The organism is Streptomyces sp. NPDC048560, assembly GCF_040650955.1.
GTDB lineage: Bacteria > Actinomycetota > Actinomycetes > Streptomycetales > Streptomycetaceae > Streptomyces.
In genome coordinates, this window is record NZ_JBEZIJ010000006.1 from 161,083 (window position 1) to 186,915 (window position 25,833).

The window sequence follows — 25,833 nt, forward strand, 5'->3', positions numbered from 1 at the left end:
GCCGGTCCGTCAGGCGTCGGGGCCCGCGACGAGCCTGCCTCCCTCGGCGGTGACCGGGACGGAGGGCAGCGGCACGGTGGCCGGGCCGTGCAGCACCTTGCCCGTCATGGTGTCGAAGCGGCTGCCGTGGCAGGGGCAGTGGCCCTCGGTGCCCTCGACCTTGTCCAGGACGCAGCCCCCGTGGGTGCACTGCGCGCTGAACGCCTTGTACTGGCCCTTGGCGGGACAGCTCACGACGAGCCGCTGCTCCCGGTAGAGCTTGGCTCCGCCGACCGGGACCTCGTCCGCCGCGCCGAGCGCGACGGGCGCGGTGGGCGTGGGCGTCTTCGCGTGGCCGAGCTTCGACTCGGTCGAGCAGGCGGCCACGCCCAGCCCGGCGGCACCGGCGAGAGCGGCGCCCTTCAGCACGGTACGGCGGGCGGCGGGCAGGCCTGACATGCGGGCTCCACGGGGTGAGGGGGCAGAGCCGCCAGGACACCCGAGGAGTCGGGGCCCGGAGGCGGCAGCGACAGAACCGACGATACCGGCGGAGATCGGAGGCCTTTCCGCCGGGCCGGTTCCGGCAGGTGACAGGGCGGATGAGGCCCGACGCGAGGTGGCGGCCCCCGGGCCGGGGACCGCCACCTCTTCACCGCCGTACCGGACAGCGGGTCGCTGTCCGGTCAGCCCGTGCTCACGCCTTCTTGGCGGCCGCCCTCTTCGCGGCGGGCTTCTTCACGGCCGCCTTCTTGGCCGCCGCCTTCTTCGCGGCGGGCTGCGCCGACGTCTTGGCCGTGGCCGTCTTGGCCGTGGCCGTCTTGCGGGCCGGGGTCGTCCTGGCCGCCACCGCCTGCTTGGCGGCCGCCTTACGGGCGGGCTTGCGGGCCGCCGGCAGAGCGGCTTCGCTGATCCGGTCCGCTCCCAGGATTCCCTGGAGGAACTTCCCGGTGTGGCTGGCGGGCACCGAGGCGATCTCCTCGGGCGTGCCCTCGGCGACGACCAGGCCGCCTCCGTTGCCGCCTTCGGGACCCATGTCGATGACCCAGTCCGCGGTCTTGACGACATCGAGGTTGTGCTCGATGACGATCACCGTGTTGCCCTTGTCGACCAGACCCGAGAGCACCGTGATCAGCTTGCTGATGTCCTCGAAGTGCAGACCGGTGGTCGGCTCGTCCAGCACGTAGACCGTGCGGCCCGTGGAGCGCTTCTGCAGCTCGCTCGCCAGCTTCACACGCTGTGCCTCACCACCGGAGAGCGTCGGAGCGGACTGTCCCAGCCTGACGTAACCGAGGCCCACCTCGTTGAGGGTGCGCAGATGGCGGGCGATCGTCGGGACGGCCTCGAAGAACTCGAGCCCCTCCTCGATCGGCATGTCCAGCACCTCGGCGATGGACTTGCCCTTGTAGTGGACTTCCAGGGTCTCCCGGTTGTATCGCGCTCCGTGGCAGACCTCGCACGGGACGTACACGTCGGGCAGGAAGTTCATCTCGATCTTGATGGTGCCGTCACCGGAGCAGTTCTCGCAGCGGCCGCCCTTGACGTTGAAGGAGAAGCGGCCCGGCAGATAGCCGCGCACCTTCGCCTCCATCGTCTCGGCGAAGAGCCGGCGGACGTGGTCGAAGACTCCGGTGTACGTGGCCGGGTTGGACCGCGGCGTACGGCCGATCGGCGACTGGTCGACGTGCACCACCTTGTCGACGAGGTCGTCGCCCTCGACGCGGGTGTGCCTGCCGGGCACCGACTTGGCGCCGTTCAGCTCGCGGGCCAGGTGGGTGTAGAGGATGTCGTTGACCAGGGTCGACTTTCCCGATCCGGAGACACCGGTGACCGCGGTGAGCACACCGAGCGGGAAGGAGACGTCGATGTCCTGGAGGTTGTTCTCACGGGCGCCGTGCACGGTGAGCTGTCGCGTCGGGTCGGCCGGGCGCCGGATGTCGGGCAGCGGGATGGCGCGCTTGCCCGCCAGGTACTGGCCGGTGATCGACTCCTTGTTGGCCAGCAGGTCCTTGAGCGAGCCCGAGTGGACGACCTCTCCGCCGTGCTCACCGGCGCCGGGGCCGATGTCGACGACCCAGTCGGCGACCTTGATGGTGTCCTCGTCGTGCTCGACGACGATGAGCGTGTTGCCCATGTCGCGGAGCCTGACCAGGGTCTCGATCAGCCGGTGGTTGTCCCGCTGGTGCAGTCCGATGGACGGCTCGTCCAGTACGTACAGGACGCCCACGAGGCCGGAGCCGATCTGGGTGGCCAGCCGGATCCGCTGGGCCTCGCCGCCGGACAGGGTGCCCGCGGCGCGGTTCAGGGAGAGGTAGTCCAGGCCGACGTCCACCAGGAACTTCAGCCGCTCGTTGACCTCCTTGAGCACCCGCTCGGCGATCTTCTTGTCGCGGGCGTTCAGCTTCAGGCGGCCGAGGAAGTCGGCGCACTCACTGATCGACATCGCGGCGACCTCGGCGATGGACCTCTCCATCACCGTCACCGCGAGGACCAGCGGCTTGAGGCGGGTGCCCTCACAGGTCGGGCAGGGCACCTCGCGCATGTACCCCTCGAAGCGCTCCCGGCTCGAGTCGCTCTCGGCCTCGGAGTGACGGCGCTTGACGAACTGCACCGCGCCCTCGAAGGAGGGCGTGGTGTAGGCGCGCTCGCGCCCGTACCGGTTGCGGTAACGCACCTCGGTCTGGATCTTGTGACCGAAGAGCAGGGCCTTCTTGGCGCGCTGGGGCAGTCCGGCCCAGGGGATGTCCGTACGGAATCCGAGGGCTTCGGCCAGTGCGCCGATCTGCCGCCCGAAGTACTCCTTGGTGTGCCCGTGCGACCAGGGGTGGATCGCGCCCTCGTCGAGGGACTTGTCCTCGTCCGGGACGATCAGCTCCGGGTCGACCTCCATGCGCGTACCGATGCCCGTGCAGTCGGGGCAGGCGCCGAAGGGCGAGTTGAAGGAGAAGGAGCGGGGCTCCAGCTCCTCGAAGGAGAGGTCGTCGTACGGGCAGTAGAGGTGCTCGGAGAACATCCGCTCACGCTCGGGGTCGTCCTCCGGAAGGTCGACGAAGTCGAGCACGACCATGCCGCCGGAGAGGCCGAGCGCGGTCTCCACCGAGTCGGTCAGACGGCGCTTGGCGCTGTCCTTGACCGTGAGGCGGTCGATGACCACCTCGATGGTGTGCTTCTCCTGCTTCTTCAGCGTGGGCGGCTCGGAGAGCTGGATGGTCTGCCCGTCGACCCTCGCCCGGCTGTAGCCCTTGGTCTGCAGGTCGGAGAAGAGATCGACGAACTCGCCCTTGCGCTCACGGACCAGCGGCGACAGCACCTGGAAGCGGCTGCCCTCGGGCAGGCCCAGCACCTTGTCGACGATGGCCTGCGGCGACTGACGCGAGATGGGACGCCGGCACTCCGGGCAGTGCGGCTTGCCGATCCGGGCGAACAGCAGCCGGAGGTAGTCGTAGACCTCCGTGATGGTGCCGACCGTGGAGCGCGGGTTGCGCGAGGTCGACTTCTGGTCGATGGAGACCGCGGGCGAGAGGCCTTCGATGAAGTCGACGTCCGGCTTGTCCATCTGGCCGAGGAACTGCCGGGCGTACGAGGAGAGCGACTCCACGTAGCGTCGCTGGCCCTCGGCGAAGATCGTGTCGAACGCGAGGGACGACTTGCCCGACCCGGAGAGCCCGGTGAAGACGATGAGGGAATCGCGGGGGAGGTCGAGCGAGACGTTCTTGAGGTTGTGCTCGCGCGCGCCACGGACGATGAGACGGTCGGCCACGCCGGTCCGCACCTTTCTTGAGAGAAGCGGGGGAACTGAGCCCCTGTCCCAGGGTATGGGGGGCGCCACAGCGATGGAGAAGGCTTTCAACTCCGAGCGTATAGCACGCACATTCGATTTACGGCCGTGCTCCGACTCCTTCACCCGATCGAGTGGCGGAGCTAGGCTCGGCGTCATGATTGATCATGTGCGCGACCTGGGCGCTGTACGCGAGGCAACCGATCGACTGCTCAACGCGACGGGCAAATTGGACAACGTTTCGCTCGCCGAGCCGTCACGGCTTCCGGGGTGGAGCCGGGGCCATGTACTGGCCCACCTCTCACGTAACGCCGACGCCCTCGCAAATGTTCTCCAAGGGCGTCCGATGTACGCGAGCAGCGAAACCCGGGACCGGGACATCGCCCGCGACGCCCCCCGGCCGCTCGACGAGCAGCTGGCCGACCTCCGCGGGAGCGCCGCCGGATTCCTGCAGGCGGCGGCCGGCACGGCCGACTGGGCACGCACCGTCACCCTGCGCAACGGTGTGACGGACACGGCCTCCCGTGTCCCCTTCCGCCGGCTCATCGAGGTCGAACTGCACCACGTCGATCTGGGGATCGGCTATGAGCTGGAGGACCTGCCGGAGGACTTCGTGGCCCGGGAGAACGACTTCCTGGCGAAGCGGTTCACCGGGCACCCCGACGTCGTCGCGACGACAGTGGTCGGCGACGGCCGGACGTGGACCACGGGCGGCGGCGCCGACGGCGGCCCCGTCACGGTCCGCGGGACGGCCCCCGAGGTTCTCGGCTGGCTCTGCGGGCGCCGCGACGGCTCCGCGCTGACCGTGGAGGGAGGCCCCCTTCCCGTACTGCCTCCGCTATAGGCTGAGTCGTATGACGTACAGCGGAGCAGTCAGGGTCGGCGGACCTGCGGACGTGCACGAACTGACCGATCTGATGATCTCCAAGGTCGCGGTCGGGCAGATGGACAACAACGCCTATCTGCTGCGCTGCCGGGCCACAGGCGAGCAGCTCCTCATCGACGCGCCCACGGAGGCCGGAACCCTGCTGCGGCTGATCGGTGACGACGGCATCGCGTCCGTCGTCACCACGCACCGGCACGCCGACCACTGGCAGGCGCTGGCCGAGGTCGTGGCCGCCACCGGAGCCCGTACGTACGCCGGGCGGTACGACGCCGAGGGCATCCCGGTCCCGACCGACGTGCTTGTCGAGGACAACGACATCATCCGGGTGGGCCGGGTCGAGCTGACCGCGCGCCACATCGCCGGACACACCCCGGGCTCCATCGCCCTGGTCTACGACGACCCGCACGGGGCACCGCACCTGTTCACCGGGGACTGCCTCTTCCCGGGCGGGGTCGGCAACACGCGCAAGGACCCCGAGGCCTTCGCGACCCTGCTCCACGACGTGGAGACGAAGTTCTTCGAGCCGCTCCCGGACGAGACCTGGGTCTACCCCGGGCACGGGCACGACACCACGTTGGGCGACGAGCGGCCTCATCTGCCGGAGTGGCGCCGGCGCGGCTGGTGAGCGTTCCCGGCCACCGAACACCACACCGGCCGGGGTGGGCGGAACGTTCCGCTCACCCCGGCCGGTGCCGGTTGCTCTGATTCTCTTGTTCCTCTACGCCACGGGGTCAGCCGTTTCAGGCGTCGATGCTCTTGCTTTCCTCGTCGGTCGGCCCGGCCGCCTTCGGCCCCGCCTCGGCAGCCTCGGCCGCCTCCTGCTTCTTGTTCGCGATCAGGCTGGTGATCGTGGTGACCACCAGGACGCCGCAGATGAAGGTCAGCGAGAACGGGATGGAGATCTCCGGGACGTGCACCCCGGACTCGTGGAGCGCGTGCAGCACCAGCTTGACGCCGATGAAGCCGAGGATCACCGACAGGCCGTAGCTGAGGTGGACCAGCTTCTTCAGCAGACCGCCGATGAGGAAGTACAGCTGACGCAGACCCATCAGGGCGAAGGCGTTGGCGGTGAAGACGATGTACGGGTCCTGGGTCAGGCCGAAGATCGCCGGGATGGAGTCCAGCGCGAACAGCACGTCGGTGGTGCCGATGGCGAGCATGACCACCATCAGCGGGGTCAGGACGCGCTTGCCGTTCTTCACGATGAAGAGCTTGGTGCCGTGGTAGCTGTCGGCCACACCGAAGCGCCGCTCGACGGACTTGAGCAGCCGGTTCTCCTCGAACTCCTCTTCGTCCTCACCGGCCCGCGCCTCCTGGATGAGCTTCCAGGCGGTGTAGATGAGGAACGCGCCGAAGATGTAGAACACCCACGAGAAGTTCTCGATGACCGCGGCCCCGGCGGCGATGAAGATCGCTCGCAGGACGAGTGCGATCAGTACACCGATGAGCAGCACGCGCTGCTGGAGGTGCGAGGGAACCGCGAACTTCGCCATGATCAGGACGAAGACGAAGAGGTTGTCGACGCTCAGCGACTTCTCGGTGATGAATCCGGCGAAGAACTCGCCCGATGCCTGGCTCTCGCCGGCCACGAGCAGGCCGAGCCCGAAGAGGACGGCCAGCACGATCCAGACGATCGTCCAGATTCCGGCTTCCTTGGTCGACACGTCATGAGGCTTGCGCCCGATGAAGAAGTCGACGGCGATCAAAGCACTGAGACCAAGAATGGTCAGTGCCCATAGGGTCCATGAAACGTCCACTGCGCCTCCGGCAGTTCGCTACGGCTACTGATCAGCGTCGTCGCTGCCGGAGGTCTCTTCCACCGGAACGCGCGGGATGCGCGGCCGACCGACGCCCCGGGACCGGTCACAGTCCGTACTGACGGGAACGTCGCGTATGGGAATACTCCCCTCCGTCCCAGAAACAGTACAGGAAACACCAAGAGAAGGTAAAGGAAAGGGTAAAGAAGTCCCTAGGGGCCAGGTCAGAGGCATGACGAGAGGCCGTTTCCCGGCGCCTGAGGTCAGCGACCGCCGTTTCGGCGTGCCTCGGCGACCCTGGCGAGCACCTGCTCCAGCACGCGGCTGCCGGCCGGCAGTCCCAGGGGTTCGTACGTCCACGCGTGACCGACCCAGGGGTCTGCCAGATGGTCGTCGGCGACGGGAGTGATCCGCAGAAGCGAACGCCAGAGCGGGTCGAGCACCGGGCCGTACGCCGAGGCGTCCTCCCGGTCCGCCACCATCAGCAGATGGACGCCCACCGAGGGGCCCTCGTCCGCCAGGTAGCGCAGCTGCGTGACGGCCCGGTCGTCGAAGCCGTGCGGGAAGTCGTTGACGATGAGCAGCTGCTCCCCGGTGTCCAGGTCCGGCGGGAGCGAGTCGGCGGCGCCTGCCCGGATCGCCATCTGTACGAGATCGACGCGCCTCGTCAGGTGGGCGAGGACCGAGGAGACTCCCCCGGGCCCGGCGGCGGGCTGCCCCGCGAGGACACCGGACCGGACCAGGGGCGCGAGCGCTCCGGCACCCGAGCCCGCCGGGTCGATGACGTGCACGGAGAACTCGCCCGCGGGATAGACGGCGAGCATCCGGGCCGCGTGCGTGACGGCCGTCTCCATCGCGAGACGGCGCAGCTGGTCCGTCTCCATCAGCGCGGCCGCCTCCGAGGCGGTACGCCCGCTGTCGACCCAGATCCCGCGCTCCAGGGGCAGCCGTACGAGCAGGGGGATGCGCAGTTCGGTGGCCTCGGGCAGGTGGAGGTCGCCGATGCGCAGGGCCATCGGCATCTCCATCGGGACCCGGTAGGCGTGCCAGACGGGGTTGGCCCAGCCCGCGTACGCGGCGGGAAGCGCGGGTTCGACGACGGCTGCCTCGGCGGCGAGCTGGGTGAGGTCCCTGTCGAGGGCTTCCCGGGCCCGGGAGGTGAGCTCGTCGCGCTTGGCTCGGGCCGCTTCACGGGCCCGGTCGCCCGCCCCGCCGATCCGGCTGCGCGGGTCGGACAGGGCGCGGTCGAGCTCCTGGTCCATGCGGGACTCCGCGAAGTCGACCGCGCTGCGGTACGCCGCGGTGGCACGGGCCAGGTCCTCGAACATGCCCCAGATCTGGTTGTAGAGGCGCTCGTCCATGGACCAGCCGGTGGCGTCGCCCGCGACCGGCGGGGCCGGTGATCCCGGCGGCGCGGACGGAGCCGCGGGCGGGGGCGGCGGGGGTGCGGTGGCCCGGCGGGGGTGCGCGTAGTTGATGGGGCCGCCCGGCGGTGACGCGGGGGCGGGGCTCCCGGCGGTGGGGCCCCCGGCCGATGGGCCGGGCAGCGGTTCCGGGGCAGCCGGGGCGGGTGATGCCGGGGGCTGCGGGTCGAGCGAGGACGGTGCGGGGCTCGCCTGGCCCGCTCCATGGCGCACCCGGTCGCCGTCGGGTGTGCGGGGCGGGGGCGGGGCCACCGAACGCGCGAGGCCCCGGGCGACCGCGGCCTGGATCGAAGCGGCCAGCTCGGCCGCCTGGGCGACCCCCTGGTCGGCGAGCATCTCGGCGAGCCCGTCCGCGTACCCCTGTCCGACGGCGCGGACCTTCCAGACGCCCTGGCGTCGGTAGAGTTCGAGGGCGGTGACCGCTGATTCGGCGTCCAGGCCGGTGAGGGTGAAGGTGGCGATCTCGGTGCCGTCGAGGCCTGTGACGGCGACGAAGGGTGCGGCGACCGCGCCGAACCTCACCGGGCCGCCCGCTCCGACGGGCAGGGCCAGCAGCACCGTCACCCGGTGGACCGAACCGGGCAGTGCGTCGAGGTCTACGGCGAGCCGGTGATCGGCGGCGGCCTGCTTGGAGACTTCGAGGCCGGGCAGCTGCGGGGATCCGGGGTGGGCGATCCACTCGACGCCGTGCACCGTGCCCTGTTCGTCTCCGAGGGTGGCACCGGCCACGACGGGTGAGCCCGCCGATACCCGGATCTCCAGACGGGTCTGGGGCAAGGTGTGGTTCTGCCCCCGGACCAGCTCGGCCGTCATTGCCCTGTCCCCTCGACGATGCGTCGTTGCCGTACGTGCGGTGCTGCGGTGGATGCCGCGGTGCGACGGTCGTCGCGGCGCGGTGGATGGTTGGCGCGGTGCGGAACGCGGCCGCCATGCGGTGCAGCTCCCGGCGGCGGGTGCCTCCGGGAGCTGCTCGGACCGATGCGTGCCAGGTCTGCCGTGCCTACAGGTGCGGCAGGATGGAGGGCATCAGGTCCTGGAAGGTGCGGCCGTTGGCCGGGTTTCCGAGGGCGGTCATCTGCCACCCGTTACCCGCGCGGTGCACCTTCGCCATGATCTGGGCGGTGTACTGCCCCCCGCCGTCGAGCGTGTAGCGCGCGAGCTCCTGGCCGTTGGTCTCGTCGACGATGCGGCAGAAGGCGTTCTGCACCTCCTGGAACGTCTGGCCGGTGAAGGAGTTCACCGTGAAGACGATCTGGTCGATGTGGACCGGGACCCGCTGCAGGTCCACGAGGATGGCCTCGTCGTCCCCGCCCGAACCGGCTCCGCCGACCAGGTTGTCACCGGTGTGCTTGACCGAGCCGTCGTCGCTGACGAGGTGGCGGAAGAACACGACGTCGACGGGCTGCTTGTCGGCGAACAGCACCGCCGAGGCGTCCAGGTCGATCTCCCGGGTGCGGGAGCCGAACAGGCCCCGGCGCGGAGCCGCCTGCCAGCCGAGCCCCATCCGCACGGCGGTGAGCGCTCCCCCGCCCCGCTTCTCCAGGCTGATGGCCTGCCCCTTGGTCAGATTGACGCCAGGGCCCCCGGGCGCATTGCCCTTGGATACGTCCACCACGCGCTGTCCCCTCTCAGAGTGTTCCCGCAACCACCTGTGTGTGCGGTTGTCCCGCACCCTACGCAGTCGCACTGACAGCGCAGGAGGGCCGGGGGGCTTTTGTGTCGGTCCTGCAACACAGCAGGTGCTCTGCCGTCAGGCGAGCCCCGCCTCCCTCATCTGCCGCAGTTCCTTCTTCAGTTCGCCCACCTCGTCGCGCAGCCGCGCGGCCACCTCGAACTGGAGATCCGCGGCGGCTGCCCGCATACGGTCCGTCATCTCCTCGATGATCCCGGCGAGTTCCGTCGCGGGCCGGTCCGTGACGACCGTGCCGCCCTTGGCCGCCTTGCCGCCGAGCGTGGGGACGGGCGCCTTGGCTCCCTTCGTCTGGCGGTAGCCGGAGCCGAGGAGCTGCTCGGTGTCGATCTCCTCGCGGGCGATGGTCGCGACGATGTCGTTGATCTTCTTGCGCAGCGGCTGCGGATCGATGCCGCGCTCGGTGTTGTAGGCGATCTGCTTCTCGCGCCGGCGGTTGGTCTCGTCGATGGCCTGCGCCATGGCCGGGGTGACCTTGTCCGCGTACATATGGACCTGCCCCGACACGTTGCGCGCCGCGCGGCCGATGGTCTGGATGAGCGAGGTGCCGGAGCGCAGGAAGCCCTGCTTGTCGGCGTCGAGGATGGCCACGAGCGACACCTCGGGCAGGTCGAGCCCCTCACGGAGGAGGTTGATGCCGACCAGGACGTCGTACTCACCGGAGCGCAGTTCGCGCAGCAGCTCGATGCGGCGCAGGGTGTCGACGTCGCTGTGCAGATAGCGGACCTGGATGCCGAGTTCCAGGAAGTAGTCGGTGAGGTCCTCGGACATCTTCTTGGTGAGGGTGGTGACCAGGACCCGCTCGTCCCGCTCGGTGCGCTTGCGGATCTCGTGCACCAGGTCGTCGATCTGGCCCTCGGTGGGCTTGACGACGATCTCCGGGTCGATGAGGCCCGTCGGGCGGATGATCTGCTCCACGAAACCGTCGCCGCGCGAGAGCTCGTACTTCCCCGGGGTGGCGGAGAGGTAGACGGTCTGGTCGATCCGGCCGAGGAACTCCTCCCACTTCAGCGGGCGGTTGTCGAGGGCGGAGGGCAGCCGGAAGCCGTGGTCCACGAGAGTGCGCTTGCGGGAGGCGTCGCCCTCGTACATCGCGCCGATCTGCGGCACGGTGACGTGCGATTCGTCCAGGACCAGGAGGAAGTCCTCGGGGAAGTAGTCGAGGAGGGTGTTGGGGGCGGTGCCCGGTGCGCGGTCGTCGAAGTGCATCGAGTAGTTCTCGACGCCGGAGCAGGTGCCGATCTGGCGGAGCATCTCGATGTCGTACGTGGTGCGCATCCGGAGCCGCTGGGCCTCCAGCATCTTGCCCTGCTTCTCCAGCTCGGCGAGGCGCTGTCCGAGCTCCTGCTCGATGCCCCTGACCGCCTTCTCCATGCGCTCGGCGCCCGCGACGTAGTGGCTGGCGGGGAAGACGTGGAGGGACTGGTCCTCGCTGATGACCTCGCCGGTCAGCGGGTGGAGGGTGGAGAGCGCCTCGATCTCGTCACCGAACATCTCGATGCGGACGGCGAGCTCCTCGTACACCGGGAAGATCTCGATGGTGTCGCCCCGCACCCGGAAGGTGCCCCGGGTGAACGCCAGGTCGTTGCGCGTGTACTGGATCTCCACGAAGCGGCGCAGCAACTGGTCGCGGTCGATCTCGTCGCCGACCTTGAGCTGGACCATGCGGTCCACGTACTCCTGGGGCGTACCGAGGCCGTAGATGCAGGAGACGGACGCCACCACAATGACGTCACGCCGGGTGAGCAGCGAATTCGTCGCGGAGTGGCGCAGCCGCTCGACCTCCTCGTTGATCGAGGAGTCCTTCTCGATGTAGGTGTCCGACTGCGGTACGTACGCCTCGGGCTGGTAGTAGTCGTAGTACGAGACGAAGTACTCGACGGCGTTGTTGGGCAGGAGCTCGCGGAACTCGTTGGCGAGCTGGGCCGCGAGCGTCTTGTTGGGTGCCATCACCAGGGTCGGGCGCTGCAGCTTCTCGATCATCCAGGCGGTGGTCGCCGACTTGCCGGTGCCGGTCGCGCCGAGCAGGACGACGTCCTTCTCACCTGCACGGATGCGCCGCTCCAGCTCCGCGATGGCCGCGGGCTGGTCGCCGCTGGGCTGGTAGGGACTGACGACCTCGAAAGGCGCCACCGAACGTTCGATCTTCGAAACGGGCCGCATGGAACCACCGTACGACCCACCACTGACAACGGGGCGGGATCACCGGTTCCGCGGGACCCGGGAACCCCGTTCCACCGGTGTCCGGTGGGGCGCGTAGCCGCGCTGGGCGGGAATGACGGACTGCCGGCCCGCCCCGTGGACGGCGCGCCCCGGCGCGTACGCGGCCCGCTCCGGGGTGCCCATGACGACCAGGGGGTCGAACATCACGACCACGCCGGCGAGCAGCAGGAAGCAGCAGGGCCCGACCAGCATCGGGACGAGCAGCGAGGCCGGGGTGTCGCCGCCCGCGGCCGCCGCGGTTTTGACGGCCGGGTGGAGATGCACGCTGAGCGCGGCCATCCCGGTGTAGTGCATACCGCTCACCGCGACGCCCATCACGACACTCGCGCCGAGGCTGGGCAGGAAGCCGTGGATGGACACGGCCGCCCAGAGCGCCGTCGTCGCCGCGACGACGGCGATGACGACCGAGAGCGCCACGGTGACCGTGTCGTACTCGAACTGCCCCTGGAACCGCATCCCGGCCATTCCGAGGTAGTGCATCGACGCGACACCGAGGCCCATGATGACGCCGCCGGTGATCAGTGCCATGCGGGTCGCTCCGCGGTAGCCGACAATGAAGATGCCGATACCGACCATCACGATCGCCAGGGCCAGGCTGGCGAACGTGATGGGTTTGTCATAGCCGACCGGCGCCTCCCGGACGGTGAAACCCATCATCGCGACGAAGTGCATCGTCCAGATGCCGGAGCCTATGGAGGTCGCCCCCAGCGCCAGCCAGCCGGCTTTGAAGGAACGCTCGGCACGCAGCGACCGGGTCGTGCAGCGCAGCCCCAGGGCGGCGCCGAGGCACGCCATGACGAAGGCGACGAGCGGGGTCACGAGGCCGTAGCTGAATCCGTCAACTGTGCCCTGCATGCTGGTAAGCCCTTCGCGGAAGCCCGGAATCGGGGGTGCCCCAAAGGGCGAGGCCCGGCAGGCAAACATAGGAATCGCATGGTATCGGCACGGAATCCCGACCGGGATCCGGTACCGAAGGTTCCGTTCACGTGGTGGCCATCGCCGCCCTGTTCTCCGTTTGTGATCGGCTGCCACGCTCGTTGTGCCCGCATCTCTGACCGCGAGGAGAACCCGTGTCCGTACGCACCGTAACCGCTTCGGCGACTGCCGCCGCTCTGCTCGGCGGCAGTGCTCTGCTGCTGACCGCTTCCCAGACGCAGGCCGCCGGGACGCAGGCACCCGGGGCGCAGACAGCCAGGACGCAAGCAGCCGGAACGCACGACGCCCCGGTCGTCTTCGCGCACCGGGGCGCTTCCGCGTACGCCCCGGAGAACACCCTGGCCGCCGTGGACGCGGCGGACGATCTGGGCATCGACTGGGTCGAGAACGACGTGCAGCGCACCCGGGACGGCGTTCTGGTCGTCATGCACGACACGAACCTCAAGCGGACCACCGACGCCGAGCAGGTCTTCCCCGACCGCGCACCCTGGGCGGTCAAGGACTTCACCGCCGCCGAGATCGGGAAGCTCGACGCGGGCAGCTGGTTCGGGGCGCGGTACGCGGGAGCCCGGGTCCCGACGCTCGAACAGTACGTGCGCCGGGTCGAGCGCAACGATCAGAAGCTGCTCCTGGAGATCAAGGCTCCGGAGACCTATCCGGGCATCGAGAAGGACACCCTCCGGGTCCTGCGCGAGCAGGGCTGGCTCAACCACCGGCACGTCCAGGACAAGCTGATCATCCAGAGCTTCGGCGCGGAGAGCGTGAAGCGGGTCCACGCGCAGAGCCCGGACGTGATCACCGGATTCCTCGGCACACCCGCGGTGGGAGACCTGCCGTCCTACGCCGAGTTCACCGACCAGATCAACCCCGCCCACGGCACGCTCAGCCTCGGCTACGTGGCCGCCGTGCAGGCGTTGAAGGGCGCACACGGCAAGCCGCTCCAGGTGAACACCTGGACGGTCAACGACGCGGCGACCGCGGCCAAGGTCGCCGGCTACGGCGTCGACGGCATCATCACCAACTACCCCGACGTGGTGCGGGACGCCACCCGCTGACGCACGGGGCCGCGGGCGGAGCGCCGGACGGACCGTGCGTTGTCGGTGCCCGGCCGTACGGTGGTTCGCATGAGGAGCACCGAGCAGGACGTGCAGTGGTCCGCTGTCGCGAGCGACATCGGTCCACTGCTGCTTGTCGCGACCGGCACAGGTCTCGTGAGCGTGATCTTCCATGCCCGTCCCGCCGTGCGGGAGAAGGCACTCGGTCAGCTGGGGGCCCGGCTCGGCTCGGCACCCGTGGAGGCGCCGCCCGGTTCCGTGCGGCTGGCCGAGCCGATACGCCAGTTCGCGGCGTACTTCGCGGGTGAGCTGCGCGCCTTCACGCTGGACCTGGACTGGTCGCTGACGTCCGGATTCAACCGTGAGGTGCTGCGGGAGCTCGCCTCCGGTGTGCCGTACGGGACCGTCGTCGGATACGGGGATCTGGCGCGACGGGTGGGACAGCCGGGGGCCGCCCAGGCCGTGGGGGCCGCCATGGGGTCCAATCCGCTGCCGGTGGTGGTGCCGTGCCACCGGGTCGTGGAGAGCGACGGCGGTCTCGGGGGCTTCGGCGGCGGTCTGGAGACCAAGCGGCAGCTGCTCGCGCTCGAAGGCGTCCTGCCGCAGCCGTTGTTCTAGGTGGCTCGCCCGCATCGGGCTCGACGGGGCTGGACGGTGCTCGACGGTGCTCGATCAAGCGGAAGCAGGCGGGATCAGGCCGGGTCGCGGGGTTCAGGCCGGGGTCGCGCAATTCGTTTTCGTACCCGCGTACGAGCTGGCACACTGCGCCAGTGACGAAGGCTCTCTCCGCATCTCCTGTCACGGTCGCCGATCTGCCTGCCCTGCAGCGCCGGACGTCCGCCGTGCTCATCGCCAGTCAGATACTCGGCGGCCTCGGCGTGCCCATCGGCATCGCCCTGGCCCCGGTCCTGGCGACGGAGGTGAGCGGTTCCGAGGCACTGTCCGGTCTCGCTCCCACCGCCTCGGTGGCCGGCACCGCTCTGCTGTCGCTGCCGCTGGCCGCACTGATGACCTCCCGGGGCCGCCGCCCGGGCCTCGTCCTCGCCTACCTGATCGGTGCGGTCGGCGCGGGTCTCGTGGTGCTCGCCACCGTCGTGGACAACTTCCCGCTGCTGCTCATCGGCATGGCGGGCTTCGGCGCCGGCTCGTCGGCCAACCTTCAGGCCCGGTTCGCCGCCGCCGACCTGGCGGAGCCGGACAGGCGCGGCCGGGCGATCTCCACCGTCATCTGGGCGACCACGATCGGCTCGGTCCTCGGACCCAACATCGCGGCACCGGCCGGCCGGGCCTTCCGGGACACCGCCATCCCCGAGACGGCGGGCCCGTTCGTGTGGGCGGCCGCCATCTTCCTGCTCACGGGGCTCGTCGTAGCGGTGCTGCTGCGCCCGGATCCCCTGCTCACCGCACGGGCCCTGGCCCCGGCCGGCACCCAGAGCGCGGCGAAGCGCTCGCTGCGCGCCGGCGTCGCCGCGGTGCGTGCCTCGCCGATGGCCAGGCTCGCACTGGTGACCGTGGCCGTGTCCCATACCGCCATGGTCTCGATCATGGTGATGACGCCGGTCCACCTCGGTCATCACGGGGCCGGCATCCAGCTGATCGGGCTGGTGATCAGCGGACACATCGCGGGCATGTACGCGTTCTCGCCCGTCATGGGCTGGCTGGCCGACCGGTTCGGCCGGCTCTCCGTCATCGGACTGGCTGTCGGCCTGCTGTCCCTTGCCGCGCTGCTGGCCGGCACCGCGGGTCCCAGCCACGGCCGGACCGCGGCCGGACTGTTCGTGCTCGGGCTCGGCTGGTCGGCCGGGCTGGTAGCCGGTTCGGCGCTGCTCACCGACTCCGTGCCGCAGGCCGCCCGGGCCGCCGTGCAGGGTCTGTCGGACCTGACCATGAACACGGCGGCGGGCATCGGCGGCGCGGTCGCCGGGGTGATCGTCTCCCAGTGGAGTTACAGCTGGCTCAACGTGGTCGGCGCCTGTCTGCTGCTGCCGATGGCCGCGCTTGCCCTGCGGCGGGCGCTGACCCGGCCGGCCGCCGCGCCCGGCGCGGTCCCGGACGCGCGCGCCGACGCGACAGTCGCTGCCGCGGTCACCGACAAGCCCTGAGCTCCTCAGCCCTCAGAGGCTGATGTGGTAGGCCTTGCGCAGGGTCTCGTGGACGGTCCACGTCGTACGGTCGCCCTCCCGCAGCACGCAGGCGTCCCCGGGTCCGATCTCCAGCGTCTCGCCGCCCTCGACCACGACCGTCGCCCGTCCGCTCACCACCACGAACAGTTCGTCGGCCTCGGTGTCGGTGACCACGCCCGGCGTGATCTGCCAGATTCCGCGGACCTGCTTCCCGTCGGCGGACTCCCAGAGCACCTTGCCGCTCACCTCGGGGTTCCCCGAGACCACCTGGGCCGGGTCGAGCGGGTCGGGTTCGAGTTCCGCGTCCGGGATGTGCACGGCGAAGGAGGCGGGCCCTTGATCAAGTGTCGTCATGGCCGGTCACCCTAGCGAGGGGTCAGCGGCCACCCGCCCGCAGGGGCAGGCGTGCGCTCCTCCCGTGGTTTGCGGCCGCCCCGCGCGCGACAGGGATGGGGGCATGTCATACAACGCACCGGAGCACACACCCGAGGACGGCGCCCGACGGTACGAACCGGCGCTCTCCGTCGAGGTCCGCGACGCTCTCTCCGCCCGGCGCCCCGTCGTCGCCCTGGAATCGACGATCATCGCGCACGGTCTGCCGCGTCCCCGCAACCTCCAGGTCGCCCTGGAACTGGAGGAGCTCGTACGGTCGGCCGACGCCGTCCCCGCCACGATCGCCGTACTGGACGGCCGGGCCCGTGTCGGCCTGGACAAGACGCAGTTGGAACGGGTCGCCGGCGACCCGGCGATGCGGAAGCTCGGCCACCGGGACCTCGCGCCCGCGCTGGCGGCGGGCGCGAGCGGAGCGACGACGGTGTCCGCCACGGCGTTCCTGGCGGCCCGGGCCGGACTGCGGGTGTTCGCGACCGGGGGGCTCGGCGGCGTACACCGGGAGTGGACCGAGACCCAGGACGAGTCGGCGGATCTGCGGCTGCTCGCCCGCACGGCCATCACCGTGGTGTGCGCCGGGGTGAAGTCGATCCTGGACGTTCCGGCCACGCTCCAGCGCCTGGAGACGCTCGGGGTGGGCGTGCTCGGTTTCGGCACCTCGCACTTTCCCGGCTTCTACCTCAGCAGTTCGGGCGAGCCGGTCGACTGGACGGTGCGCACCCCTGAGGAGGTGGCCGAGGTGATGCGGGCCCGGGAGGCGCTCGGCGGGCCGCAGGCGGCGCTGATCGTCGCCAACCCCGTACCGGAGGAAGACCAGTTGGATCCCGGCCTCCACGACCGGGTGCTGGCCGACGCTCTCGCCGCGTGCCGGGAGCACGGCATCACGGGACAGGCCGTCACGCCGTTCCTGCTCGGCCATCTGACGCGGCACACCGAGGGAGCCTCCCTGGAGGCCAACCTGGCCGCGGTACGCGGGAACGTGACGCTGGCCGCCCGAATCGCCGCAGCGGCGGCGCGGTGAACAGCACCGGTCCGCGGAGCGGGTGCGGGCTGCTCGTCGTCGGGGACGTGGTGACGGATGTGGTGGTGCGGCACGGTGCGCCGCCGGTCCGCGGCACCGACACGGCGGCGCGCATCCGTACGCTCCCCGGCGGGGCCGGGGCCAACGTCGCCTGCTGGGCCGTGCGTTCGGGGTGCCGCGAGGTCCGTCTGCTGGCTCGGGCCGGCGCCGACTCCGCGGCCTGGCACCGGGAGATCCTGCTGCGCGCCGGTGTACGGGCCGAACTGGCGGTGGACGAGGAGGTGGCGACCGCCACCGTGGTCGCGCTCGTCGACGGCAGCGCGGAGCGCACCTTCCTCACCGACAGCGGCTCGGTGCTGCGCCTCGCCCCCGCCGACTGGTCGCCGGCACTGCTCGACGGCGCCGGCCACCTCCACCTCTCCGGCTATCTCCTCTTCGCCCCGACGAGCCGGGCCACCGCCCTGCTGGCCCTGGGTGAGGCGCGGCGGCGGGGCATCCCTGTGAGCGTGGATCCGGCGTCCGCCGGGTTCCTCGCCGGGCTCGGCGTAGACCGGTTCCTGGACATCGTCGAGGGGGCGGACCTGCTGCTGCCGAACGCCGACGAGGCCTGCCTGCTGACCGGGCTGCCTGATCCCGCCGACGCGGCGGCGAAGCTGAGCCGCCACGTGCCGCTCGTCGCGGTCACCCTCGGCGAGCGGGGCGCCCTGCTGGCCGCCGCGGGAGCGGTGACCGCGCGCGTCGCGCCCGTGGCGGTCCGGGAGCCGGTCGACTCGACGGGCGCGGGGGACGCCTTCACCGGCGGCTTCCTCGCGGCGCGCCTCGCCGGAGCGGACGCCGTGGAAGCCGCCGCGGCGGGCTGCCGGGCGGGGGCCGAGGCCGTCACCACGGTCGGCGGGCGCCCCGCGCAGGACGGCCGCCCGCCGCGAGCGAGCGCCTGAGGGAAGACTGGGGCTCATAGTCAGGACCAGGCCGGATCAGGAATCCCGCGAGCCGGGCATGGTCCGGACGAGAGGTTCTGGCTAAGGGCTGTCCAGCCCGGACCAGGCGGGGTGGAGCGGGTCGTCGGCCCGTACCACCGCGTCCGCGCGATCGGCGGGCGCGACCTCGTCCTCGTACCGGGCGAACGCGGGCAGGGTCCACCGTTCACCCTCCTCGGTGCGACGGCGCAGCGCACCGGGTGAGAGCCGCACATGGACGCTCAGGTCGAACGGGAACCAGTGCCCGAGCAGGAACGGACCGTCCACGACGACCACCCCGCCCTCCGGCAGGAGCTGGTACGTGCTCCTCGTGGCCCGGTCCTTCACCGGATCCCAGAAGTCGGGCAGCACCCTTCCGCTGCCGCCCGCCTCCAACGGCCCGAACACCTCGCGCCACAGTGCTCCGGTGTCGAACCATCCGTCGAGGAAGGAGTCGGGGTCCTCCTTGCCGTACTCGTACCGCAGACTGGCCGGACGCAGGAAGCCGCTGGTGGGGATGGTCAGCACCGAACGGCCACGCCCCCGCAGCGCCTCGGCGGTCCGTTCGGCGAGCTCGCCCGTGCGTGCGGCAGGCGCGCCGTCGACGGCGAGCTTCAACCAGGGGCCGCCGTCGGAGGGCTTCAGCGTGTCGGCGTGGACGGCGAGGGCCTCGGCCAGCCGGTCCCAGGTGATCGGTTCGAGTCGCACCCCTCCATCATCGCCCGGGCGCCGCGCGGCCGGCGTATCTCATCCACAGTCCACGGCCTCGGCGTCGTCGGAGAGCGCGCGGCCCTCGGGGAGCAGATAGGTCACCCACAGCACTACCGGCTCGCTGCCGGCGTTACGCCCGATGTGCCGGTGTCCGGATCCGGACGGCTCGACGAAGGACGTGCCCGCGGGCGTGACCTCCACCGAACAGTCGCTGAGCGTCCGGGTCAGCGTCCCCGACTTCACCACGGCGATCAGCTGACCGGCATGGGTGTGCCAGCCCGTCGAGCCGCCCGGCTCGATCGTGATCGTCCGGAAGGTCACGTCCGCCCGCCCCTTCGGGCTCGCGATCTTCAGCTTGCCCACCGAGGTGCCCTTGGCGACGACGGTGCCACTCACCCCGCTGCCCGGTGTCGCGGTCGCGGCCGTCGGCACGAAGCCGAGCGCAACCACGCATCCACCGACGAGCAGAGCCTTGCGTACGCCTGAACGCTGCCGCATGTGTGACGCCTCATTCTCCAGTTGTGGCCGAAATGGCTACGCTACGCGGGAGTTGAGTGGCGGGAAAGCTTCGGTGCGCGTTCATTCACCCCGGATCTCGGCGGCGAGCGGGCCGTCTCCGGACACGGTGATCCGTCCGTCCCCGACCGCCTCGGCGAGGGTCACATCGCCGCGCCCCAGCTCCAGGCACAGCGCGGCGTCGAGCGCGATACGGACCTCGGGACGCTCCGCGGGACCGAAGCCGTACACCTCCGCAGCCGCTCCTCCCCCACCGGCTCGCACATGGAAGTCCCCCTCGTTTAGGGCCACTTCCACCACGCCCTCGTGGGTCAGGCCGTCCAGGGCGCGCAACAGCGGGAGGGCGAACCAGTGGGCACGCACCGCGTCGGTCGGGCGGCGCTCGTCCAGGGCGTGCGTCCCCCACGCCGCGAGGGCCGCCAGCACCGGCAGCAGGCCATGGCCGCGCTCGGTCAGCTCGTACACCGAAGCGGGCGCCGGCGGCGGCAGCCGGCGGCGCACGGCCAGCCCGTTGTGTTCCATGTCCTTGAGCCGGGAGGCGAGGACATCGGTGCTGACGCCGGGCAGATCGGCGTGCAGATCCGTGTACCGGCGCGGCCCTCCCAGGAGTTCACGGACGATCAGCAGCGTCCACCGGTCCCCGACGGAGTCGAGAGCACGGGCGTTGGCGCAGAACTGGTCGTAACTCCGGCGGCGGACCGGTCGTGCCGCCTGCTGTTGCTGACGTGGCATGAGACGCAGTCTAGACATGTTGTTGGACTTTCCAAGCTCGAACTTGGTAAAACCAAGTATCGCAATCGCGTCGGGGAGGCACCGCATGGAGTTCCGGCAGTCCAGCAAGCTCAACGAGGTCTGTTACGAGATCCGGGGCCCGGTCATCGAGCACGCCAACGCCCTTGAGGAGGCGGGGCACAGCGTGCTCCGGCTGAACACGGGCAATCCGGCGCTCTTCGGCTTCGAGGCGCCCGAGGAGATCGTCCAGGACATGATCCGGATGCTCCCGCAGGCGCACGGCTACACCGACTCCCGGGGCATCCTGTCGGCGCGGCGCGCCGTGGCCCAGCGCTACCAGGCGATGGGGCTGACCGAGGTCGGCGTCGACGACATCTTCCTCGGCAACGGTGTGTCCGAGCTCATCTCCATGGCGGTGCAGGCCCTGCTGGAGGACGGGGACGAGGTCCTGATCCCCAGCCCCGACTATCCGCTGTGGACGGCGGTGACCACACTCGCGGGCGGCAGGGCGGTGCACTACACCTGCGACGAGGGCGCGGACTGGAACCCGGACCTCGCCGACATGGCGGCGAAGATCACGGACCGCACCAGGGCCGTGGTGATCATCAATCCCAACAACCCGACCGGCGCGGTCTATCCGCGCGAGATCCTGGAAGGGATCCTCGACCTGGCCCGCAGGCACGGACTGATGGTGTTCGCGGACGAGATCTACGACCAGATCCTCTACGACGACGCCGAGCACCACAGCGTCGCGGTCCTCGCCCCGGACCTGGTCTGCCTCACGTTCAGCGGACTCTCGAAGACGTACCGCGTAGCCGGCTTCCGCTCGGGCTGGATGGTGGTGTCCGGTCCGCAGCAGCACGCCCGCAACTACCTGGAGGGGCTGACCACGCTCGCTTCGATGCGGCTGTGCCCCAACGCGCCCGCGCAGTACGCCATCCAGGCCGCCCTCGGGGGCCGGCAGTCGATCAGGGAGCTCGTCGTACCGGGAGGGCGGCTGTACGAGCAGCGCAACCGGGCATGGGAGAAGCTGAACGAGATCCCCGGGGTGTCGTGCGTCAAGCCGAAGGGCGCGCTCTACGCGTTCCCCCGCATCGACCCCAAGGTGCACAACATCGTCGACGACGAGAAGTTCGTCCTCGATCTGCTGCTGCGGGAGAAGATCCAGGTGGTGCAGGGCACCGGCTTCAACTGGTCGCGCCCGGACCACTTCCGCATCCTGACGCTCCCTCACGTCGACGACCTCGACGCGGCGATCAGCCGGATCGGCCGCTTCCTGAGCGGCTACCGCCAGTAGGGGCGGTCAGCCGCCGAGCAGTGCGGTGAGCGCGCCCACCGGGTCGTTGTCCGGGACGGCGCGCGGCCACCAGTCGTCCTCGCCGGCGTCCGATTCGTAGCCGTACCAGCGGCCGTCGCGGCCGAAGCGCAGCTGGAGGGTGCCCTGCGGGTGGGTGAGGTGGTTGCGCCAGGGCTGGAAGCGCGGGAAGTCGGCCGCCGCGAGAGCGGGGCGGGCCCGGTCGAAGGGGCCGGCCGGCGGGTCCCAGGGAGTCTCCAGGACGGCCAGGCCCTCGGCGCCGCCCTGCCGCCAGGCGGCCACGGCACGTGCCAGGTCGGTGGTGGAGCGGCCCGTCGCGTAGGCCAGCTCGCGGTAGAGGGCCCGGGTGGTCGCGGTCAGTCCGGCGGTGGGGCGGGCGGCGGCGAGCCGGACCGCGTCCTGCCAGGTGGTGAGACCGGCCAGCGGGTCGGCGCCCGTGGTGAGCAGCGCGTGGGCGCGGGCCGCCGCGTCGGTGGCGAGGTGGTCGAGCGAGAGCGGGTCGCGCGCCCCGGGCAGGTCGGGGTACGAGGGGGGCTGGCCGGGGTGCGTCGGGACCGGGAGGGGCGCGGGCAGCGGGGGCAGGAAACGCTCGGCCACGGCATCCCGGGCCTGGACCGAGGGGGTCGCGGATGCGGCGGGGCGTTCCCGGGCGGAGTGCTCCGCGTTGCGGCGGCCCAGCTCGTCCAGCAGTTCCCGCTCTCCTCTGCCGCGCATCAGCAGGAGGACGAACGGGTCGGTGTCCAGCAGCCGGGCCGTCTGGAAGCAGAGCGCCGCCACGTGCTTGCAGGGCCAGCCGTGATCGGGACAGGAGCAGTCCGGGTCGAGGTCGCCCGCGGTCGGCAGCAGCCGGATGCCGGTCTCCCCCGCCGTCTCGACCAGGGAGTGCGGCATCTCCTTGTCGAGCAGCGCGGAGAGGTGTCCCGGCCGGGCGGCGACGGCGTCGAGGAAGGTGTCCCAATCCGTGTCCGAGAAGGTGCGCAGGCGCAGTTCAGCACGGTAGGGGCGGGGGCGGCTGCCGTGCACGTACGCGATGACCCGGCCGGGCGTCACGGTGATCGCGGCGACGTGACCGCTGTCCGCGTACGTACGGCCCCGGGCGAGCCGCCCCTCGTCCATGGAGAGGGACTCCAGGGCGTCCACCCAGGCGCGGCCCCACCAGCTGTCCGCGAACGGCCCCTCGTCCTCGCGGGTGCGGGCCGGAACCGCTTCGAAGGTACGCCGCAGGTCGTCGGGGCCCGGACGGGAGCGGGGAGCCGCCGAGGTCCGGGACGCCGCCGCGGAGCGGACCTCGGGCGAGCGGCCGGGGCGGGAGGCCGGGCGGGGGCTCATGCCGGCCTCCTGAGGGAGACGAGATCGGCCAGGTCGCGGTCGCTGAGCTCGGTGAGCGCCGTCTCCCCGGTCCCGAGGACGGCGTCCGCCAGGGCCCGCTTGGACTCCAGCAGCTCACCGATCCGGTCCTCGACCGTGCCCTCGGCGATCAGCCGGTGCACCTGCACCGGCTGGGTCTGGCCGATGCGGTAGGCACGGTCGGTCGCCTGTTCCTCGACCGCCGGGTTCCACCAGCGGTCGTAGTGGATGACGTGGGCGGCCCGGGTGAGGTTCAGTCCGGTGCCGGCGGCCTTGAGGGAGAGCAGGAAGACGGGGACCTCGGCCGACTGGAAGCGGTCCACCATGCGCTCCCGCTCGGGCACCGGCGTGCCCCCGTGCAGCAGCTGTGAGGGGATGGCCCGGGCGGCGAGGTGCGCGGAGAGGAGCCGGGCCATCGTCACGTACTGGGTGAAGATCAGGACCGAGCCGTCCTCGGACAGGATCGTGTCGAGGAGTTCGTCGAGCAGGGCGAGTTTGCCCGAGCGGCCGGTGAGCCTGGTCGGCTCCTCCTTGAGGTACTGCGCGGGGTGGTTGCAGATCTGCTTGAGCGAGGACAGCAGCTTCATGATCAGTCCGCGGCGGGCGATGCCCTCCGACGCCTCGATGTGGGCCATCGTCTCGCGGACCGCGGCCTCGTAGAGCGTGACCTGTTCCCGGGTGAGGAAGACGGCGTGGTCGGTCTCCGTCTTGGGCGGCAGTTCGGGGGCGATGCCGGGGTCGGACTTCTTGCGCCGCAGGAGGAAGGGGCGGACCAGCCGGGAGAGCCGCTCGACCGCTTCCTCGTTGCCCAGTCCGGCCGCCGTCCCGGTGTTCTCGACGATCCGCGCGTGCCGGGCGCGGAACGCCTTGAGCGGGCCGAGCAGTCCGGGGGTCGTCCAGTCGAGCAGGGCCCAGAGCTCCGAGAGGTTGTTCTCCACGGGGGTGCCGGTGAGCGCGACGCGGGCGGGGGCCGGGATGGTGCGCAGCGCCTTGGCGGTCGAGGAGTGCGGGTTCTTCACGTGCTGGGCCTCGTCGGCGACCACGAGGCCCCAGGTCTGTTCGGCGAGTTCGACGGCGCTGGAGCGCATGGTGCCGTACGTCGTGAGGACGAAACCGCCGTCGGGCTCCGCGAGGGACCGGTCGGTGCCGTGGAAGCGGCGGACGGGGACCCCCGGCGCGAAGCGGTTGATCTCCCGGTGCCAGTTGCCCAGGAGGGAGGCCGGACAGATGACCAGCGTGGGCGCCGGATGGGCGCGGTGCAGATGGAGGGCGATGACGGTGATCGTCTTGCCCAGTCCCATGTCGTCTGCGAGGCAGCCGCCCAGGCCGAGGGAGGTCATCCGGTCGAGCCAGGCGAGCCCGCGCAGCTGGTAGTCGCGCAGCGTCGCGTCGAGCCCGGGCGGCGGCGGGACGGTGGCGTCGTCGGAGACGATACGGGCGCGGAGCGCGGCGAGGGCGCCGACCGGCACGGCCTCGACCTGCTCCCCGTCGACCTCCGCGCTGCCGGTGAGGGCGACGGCCAGGGCGTCCACCGGGTCCAGCAGGCCCAGCTCCCGTTTGCGTGCCTTGCGTACGAGCGCGGGGTCGACCACGACCCATTGGTCACGCAGTCGCACCACGGGCCGGTGCGCCTCGGCCAGCGTGTCCATCTCGGCCTCGGTGAGGGGTTCGTCGCCCAGTGACACCTGCCAGTTGAACGAGAACAGCTGCTCGGCGTCGAAGAACGAGGTGCCGTCGGTGGCGGAACCGGGAGCGGTCCTGACGACGGCCGCGGCGGTCAGCGAGCGCGCCAGCTCCCGCGGCCAGTGGACGGTGACGCCCGCAGCCGCGAGCCGCGCCCCCGCGTCGCTCAGCAGCTCGTAGAGCTCGTCCTCGGTGAGCGCGAGCACATCGGGGACCGGCTGGTCGAGGAGCCGCTCCAGCGGCGACCACACGCGAGCGGCCCGGCGCAGTGCCAGCACCGCGTCGATCCTGGCCCGGGGGCCGAACGCGTCCCCTCCGCCGTCGTGCCACAGGGCCGCCGCGTCGATGACGTACGTCGGGTCGGCCAGGCTGTGGATCTGGGTGACGGCCGCGGCGGCATGGCGGGCGGCGGGCGCGCGGTCGCTCCCGTCGTCCCCCTCCCGGTCACTGCCGGCGCCGTAGGTGTCCGCCGTGTCGAACAGTTCGTACGCCGAAAGATCCAGGCGCAGCGAGACCCTGACCCCCGCGTCCAGACCGGCGGCCACCTCGACGGCCCAGGCGCGCGCGCCGGGCAGGTGCTGCGCCTCGCGGGCGGCGAAGGGCGCCCCCATCGCGTGCGCGGCGGCCGGTGTGCGGGGCAGGGTGTCGGCGACCGCGTCGAGGAAGGAGCTCAGGAGGGCGGCCGGCTCGGGGACCCGGAGCGGTGTCGGGCCGGGCAGCGGAACCGCGTGGCCCTCGGACGGCATGGCGGCGGCGACGGCTCTGAGGTGGGCCACGTCCTCCGCGTCCCTCGGCCCGGCACGCCAGGCGTCGTGGTCGTCGGCCGTCAGTCCGGGAAGGAGCCTGCCGCGCGCCACCAGATTGAGCGCGTGCAGTGCGGCGGCGCCCCAGCACCGGGTGGCGGGGTGGGCTGAGGCGAGGTGCCGGGCCCGGACGAGCAGGGGCACGGCGTCGGCGACGGACAGCAGCACCGCCCGCACCGTATGCCTGCGGACGCCGTCCGTGCCGTGGCGCCGGACGACGGTCAGCTCAGCCGTGGTGCACGGCAGGCCGTCGACGGAAGCGGGTTCACCGGGCGCCTCCGGGTCCCAGAAGGCGATCCGGCCGTCCCTGGGCAGGGCCGCGGGAAGGAACACGGCGGGTCGGCGCAGCAGACGGTCGACGGCGACGGCCTGTTCGTCCCGATCGCCGCGCACGCCCCACCGGTTCTGTCGATCCCGTTCGTTTCGCACCCTGATGCCGCCCCCCCTTCCGCCTCGATACGCGATTGCGTCCCTATGACCGGCGAGTCTAGGCGGGCGGTCTGACAGCGGG

General features: G+C 71.2%; 21 protein-coding genes. 8 read left to right on the forward strand and 13 right to left on the reverse strand.

The features are described 5' to 3' along the window. Positions 1 to 9: 9 nt before the first annotated feature. Together AB0C82_RS17935 and uvrA are read right to left on the reverse strand one after the other, a co-directional pair. Positions 10 to 438, reverse strand: a complete 429-nt coding sequence (locus tag AB0C82_RS17935; protein ID WP_362842485.1) for a Rieske (2Fe-2S) protein — start codon at positions 436 to 438, stop codon at positions 10 to 12. A gap of 235 nt (positions 439 to 673) precedes the next feature. Beyond that, entirely contained in the window at positions 674 to 3,736 is a 3,063-nt protein-coding gene (gene uvrA / locus AB0C82_RS17940; protein ID WP_362842488.1) for an excinuclease ABC subunit UvrA, read from the reverse strand. 175 nt (positions 3,737 to 3,911) lie between these two features. On the opposite strand from uvrA, the gene AB0C82_RS17945 reads away from it, so the two are divergent. Both AB0C82_RS17945 and AB0C82_RS17950 read left to right on the forward strand, forming a co-directional pair. Next, complete coding sequence (locus tag AB0C82_RS17945) at positions 3,912 to 4,598, forward strand: maleylpyruvate isomerase family mycothiol-dependent enzyme (protein WP_362842491.1); 687 nt, start codon at positions 3,912 to 3,914, stop codon at positions 4,596 to 4,598. A gap of 10 nt (positions 4,599 to 4,608) precedes the next feature. Beyond that, complete coding sequence (locus AB0C82_RS17950; protein ID WP_362842494.1) at positions 4,609 to 5,265, forward strand: MBL fold metallo-hydrolase; 657 nt, start codon at positions 4,609 to 4,611, stop codon at positions 5,263 to 5,265. Between the two features lie 115 nt (positions 5,266 to 5,380). Here the strand turns inward: AB0C82_RS17950 and AB0C82_RS17955 are convergent, their stop codons facing one another. From AB0C82_RS17955 to AB0C82_RS17975, 5 genes are all read right to left on the reverse strand, one after another. Next, positions 5,381 to 6,397, reverse strand: coding sequence for a TerC family protein (locus AB0C82_RS17955; RefSeq protein ID WP_362842497.1), 1,017 nt, complete (start codon positions 6,395 to 6,397; stop codon positions 5,381 to 5,383). A 263-nt stretch (positions 6,398 to 6,660) separates the two neighbouring features. Beyond that, the gene (locus AB0C82_RS17960) at positions 6,661 to 8,634 is read right to left on the reverse strand and encodes a TerD family protein (protein ID WP_362842499.1); all 1,974 of its coding nucleotides are present in this window, start codon (positions 8,632 to 8,634) and stop codon (positions 6,661 to 6,663) included. A 187-nt stretch (positions 8,635 to 8,821) separates the two neighbouring features. Next, positions 8,822 to 9,436 carry a TerD family protein gene (locus AB0C82_RS17965; protein WP_362842502.1) on the reverse strand — a complete coding sequence of 205 codons (615 nt, stop codon included), beginning with the start codon at positions 9,434 to 9,436 and terminating at the stop codon, positions 8,822 to 8,824. Positions 9,437 to 9,571: 135 nt separating this feature from the next. Next, positions 9,572 to 11,674, reverse strand: a complete 2,103-nt coding sequence (gene uvrB / locus AB0C82_RS17970; protein ID WP_362842505.1) for an excinuclease ABC subunit UvrB — start codon at positions 11,672 to 11,674, stop codon at positions 9,572 to 9,574. Between the two features lie 39 nt (positions 11,675 to 11,713). Continuing rightward, positions 11,714 to 12,589 (reverse strand): MHYT domain-containing protein, encoded by an 876-nt coding sequence (locus tag AB0C82_RS17975; RefSeq protein WP_362842509.1) that lies wholly within the window; start codon positions 12,587 to 12,589, stop codon positions 11,714 to 11,716. Between the two features lie 215 nt (positions 12,590 to 12,804). Between AB0C82_RS17975 and AB0C82_RS17980 the strand changes: the two genes are divergently transcribed. From AB0C82_RS17980 to AB0C82_RS17990, 3 genes are all read left to right on the forward strand, one after another. Then, entirely contained in the window at positions 12,805 to 13,725 is a 921-nt protein-coding gene (locus tag AB0C82_RS17980) for a glycerophosphodiester phosphodiesterase family protein (protein ID WP_362842512.1), read from the forward strand. 69 nt (positions 13,726 to 13,794) lie between these two features. Continuing rightward, on the forward strand, positions 13,795 to 14,343 hold the full coding sequence (locus AB0C82_RS17985) for a methylated-DNA--[protein]-cysteine S-methyltransferase (protein WP_362842515.1): 549 nt from the start codon (positions 13,795 to 13,797) through the stop codon (positions 14,341 to 14,343). Between the two features lie 152 nt (positions 14,344 to 14,495). Next, complete coding sequence (locus AB0C82_RS17990) at positions 14,496 to 15,827, forward strand: MFS transporter (RefSeq protein ID WP_362842518.1); 1,332 nt, start codon at positions 14,496 to 14,498, stop codon at positions 15,825 to 15,827. Positions 15,828 to 15,839: 12 nt separating this feature from the next. Here AB0C82_RS17990 and AB0C82_RS17995 read toward each other — a convergent pair whose 3' ends face one another. After that, positions 15,840 to 16,202 (reverse strand): cupin domain-containing protein, encoded by a 363-nt coding sequence (locus tag AB0C82_RS17995; protein ID WP_362842521.1) that lies wholly within the window; start codon positions 16,200 to 16,202, stop codon positions 15,840 to 15,842. 103 nt (positions 16,203 to 16,305) lie between these two features. Between AB0C82_RS17995 and AB0C82_RS18000 the strand changes: the two genes are divergently transcribed. Further along, entirely contained in the window at positions 16,306 to 17,259 is a 954-nt protein-coding gene (locus AB0C82_RS18000; protein WP_362842524.1) for a pseudouridine-5'-phosphate glycosidase, read from the forward strand. Further along, positions 17,256 to 18,197: a PfkB family carbohydrate kinase gene (locus AB0C82_RS18005; protein ID WP_362842526.1), complete on the forward strand. Its 942-nt coding sequence runs from the start codon at positions 17,256 to 17,258 to the stop codon at positions 18,195 to 18,197. The genes AB0C82_RS18000 and AB0C82_RS18005 overlap by 4 nt, the downstream gene beginning before the upstream one ends. 81 nt (positions 18,198 to 18,278) lie before the next feature. On the opposite strand, the gene AB0C82_RS18010 is transcribed toward AB0C82_RS18005, so the two are convergent. The 3 genes from AB0C82_RS18010 to AB0C82_RS18020 all read right to left on the reverse strand — a co-directional run bounded on the left by AB0C82_RS18010 (position 18,279) and on the right by AB0C82_RS18020 (position 20,174). Continuing rightward, the gene (locus tag AB0C82_RS18010) at positions 18,279 to 18,923 is read right to left on the reverse strand and encodes a uridine kinase (protein ID WP_362842528.1); all 645 of its coding nucleotides are present in this window, start codon (positions 18,921 to 18,923) and stop codon (positions 18,279 to 18,281) included. 39 nt (positions 18,924 to 18,962) lie between these two features. Further along, positions 18,963 to 19,424: a cupin domain-containing protein gene (locus AB0C82_RS18015; RefSeq protein WP_362842530.1), complete on the reverse strand. Its 462-nt coding sequence runs from the start codon at positions 19,422 to 19,424 to the stop codon at positions 18,963 to 18,965. 81 nt (positions 19,425 to 19,505) lie between these two features. Then, the gene (locus tag AB0C82_RS18020) at positions 19,506 to 20,174 is read right to left on the reverse strand and encodes a helix-turn-helix domain-containing protein (RefSeq protein ID WP_362842532.1); all 669 of its coding nucleotides are present in this window, start codon (positions 20,172 to 20,174) and stop codon (positions 19,506 to 19,508) included. Between the two features lie 85 nt (positions 20,175 to 20,259). Here AB0C82_RS18020 and AB0C82_RS18025 point away from each other — a divergent pair, with 85 nt between their 5' ends. Further along, on the forward strand, positions 20,260 to 21,471 hold the full coding sequence (locus tag AB0C82_RS18025) for a pyridoxal phosphate-dependent aminotransferase (RefSeq protein ID WP_362842535.1): 1,212 nt from the start codon (positions 20,260 to 20,262) through the stop codon (positions 21,469 to 21,471). A gap of 6 nt (positions 21,472 to 21,477) precedes the next feature. Here the strand turns inward: AB0C82_RS18025 and AB0C82_RS18030 are convergent, their stop codons facing one another. Continuing rightward, on the reverse strand, positions 21,478 to 22,818 hold the full coding sequence (locus tag AB0C82_RS18030; protein ID WP_362842538.1) for an SWIM zinc finger family protein: 1,341 nt from the start codon (positions 22,816 to 22,818) through the stop codon (positions 21,478 to 21,480). Next, positions 22,815 to 25,715: a DEAD/DEAH box helicase gene (locus AB0C82_RS18035; RefSeq protein WP_362842540.1), complete on the reverse strand. Its 2,901-nt coding sequence runs from the start codon at positions 25,713 to 25,715 to the stop codon at positions 22,815 to 22,817. The genes AB0C82_RS18030 and AB0C82_RS18035 overlap by 4 nt, the downstream gene beginning before the upstream one ends. Positions 25,716 to 25,833 lie beyond the last annotated feature (118 nt).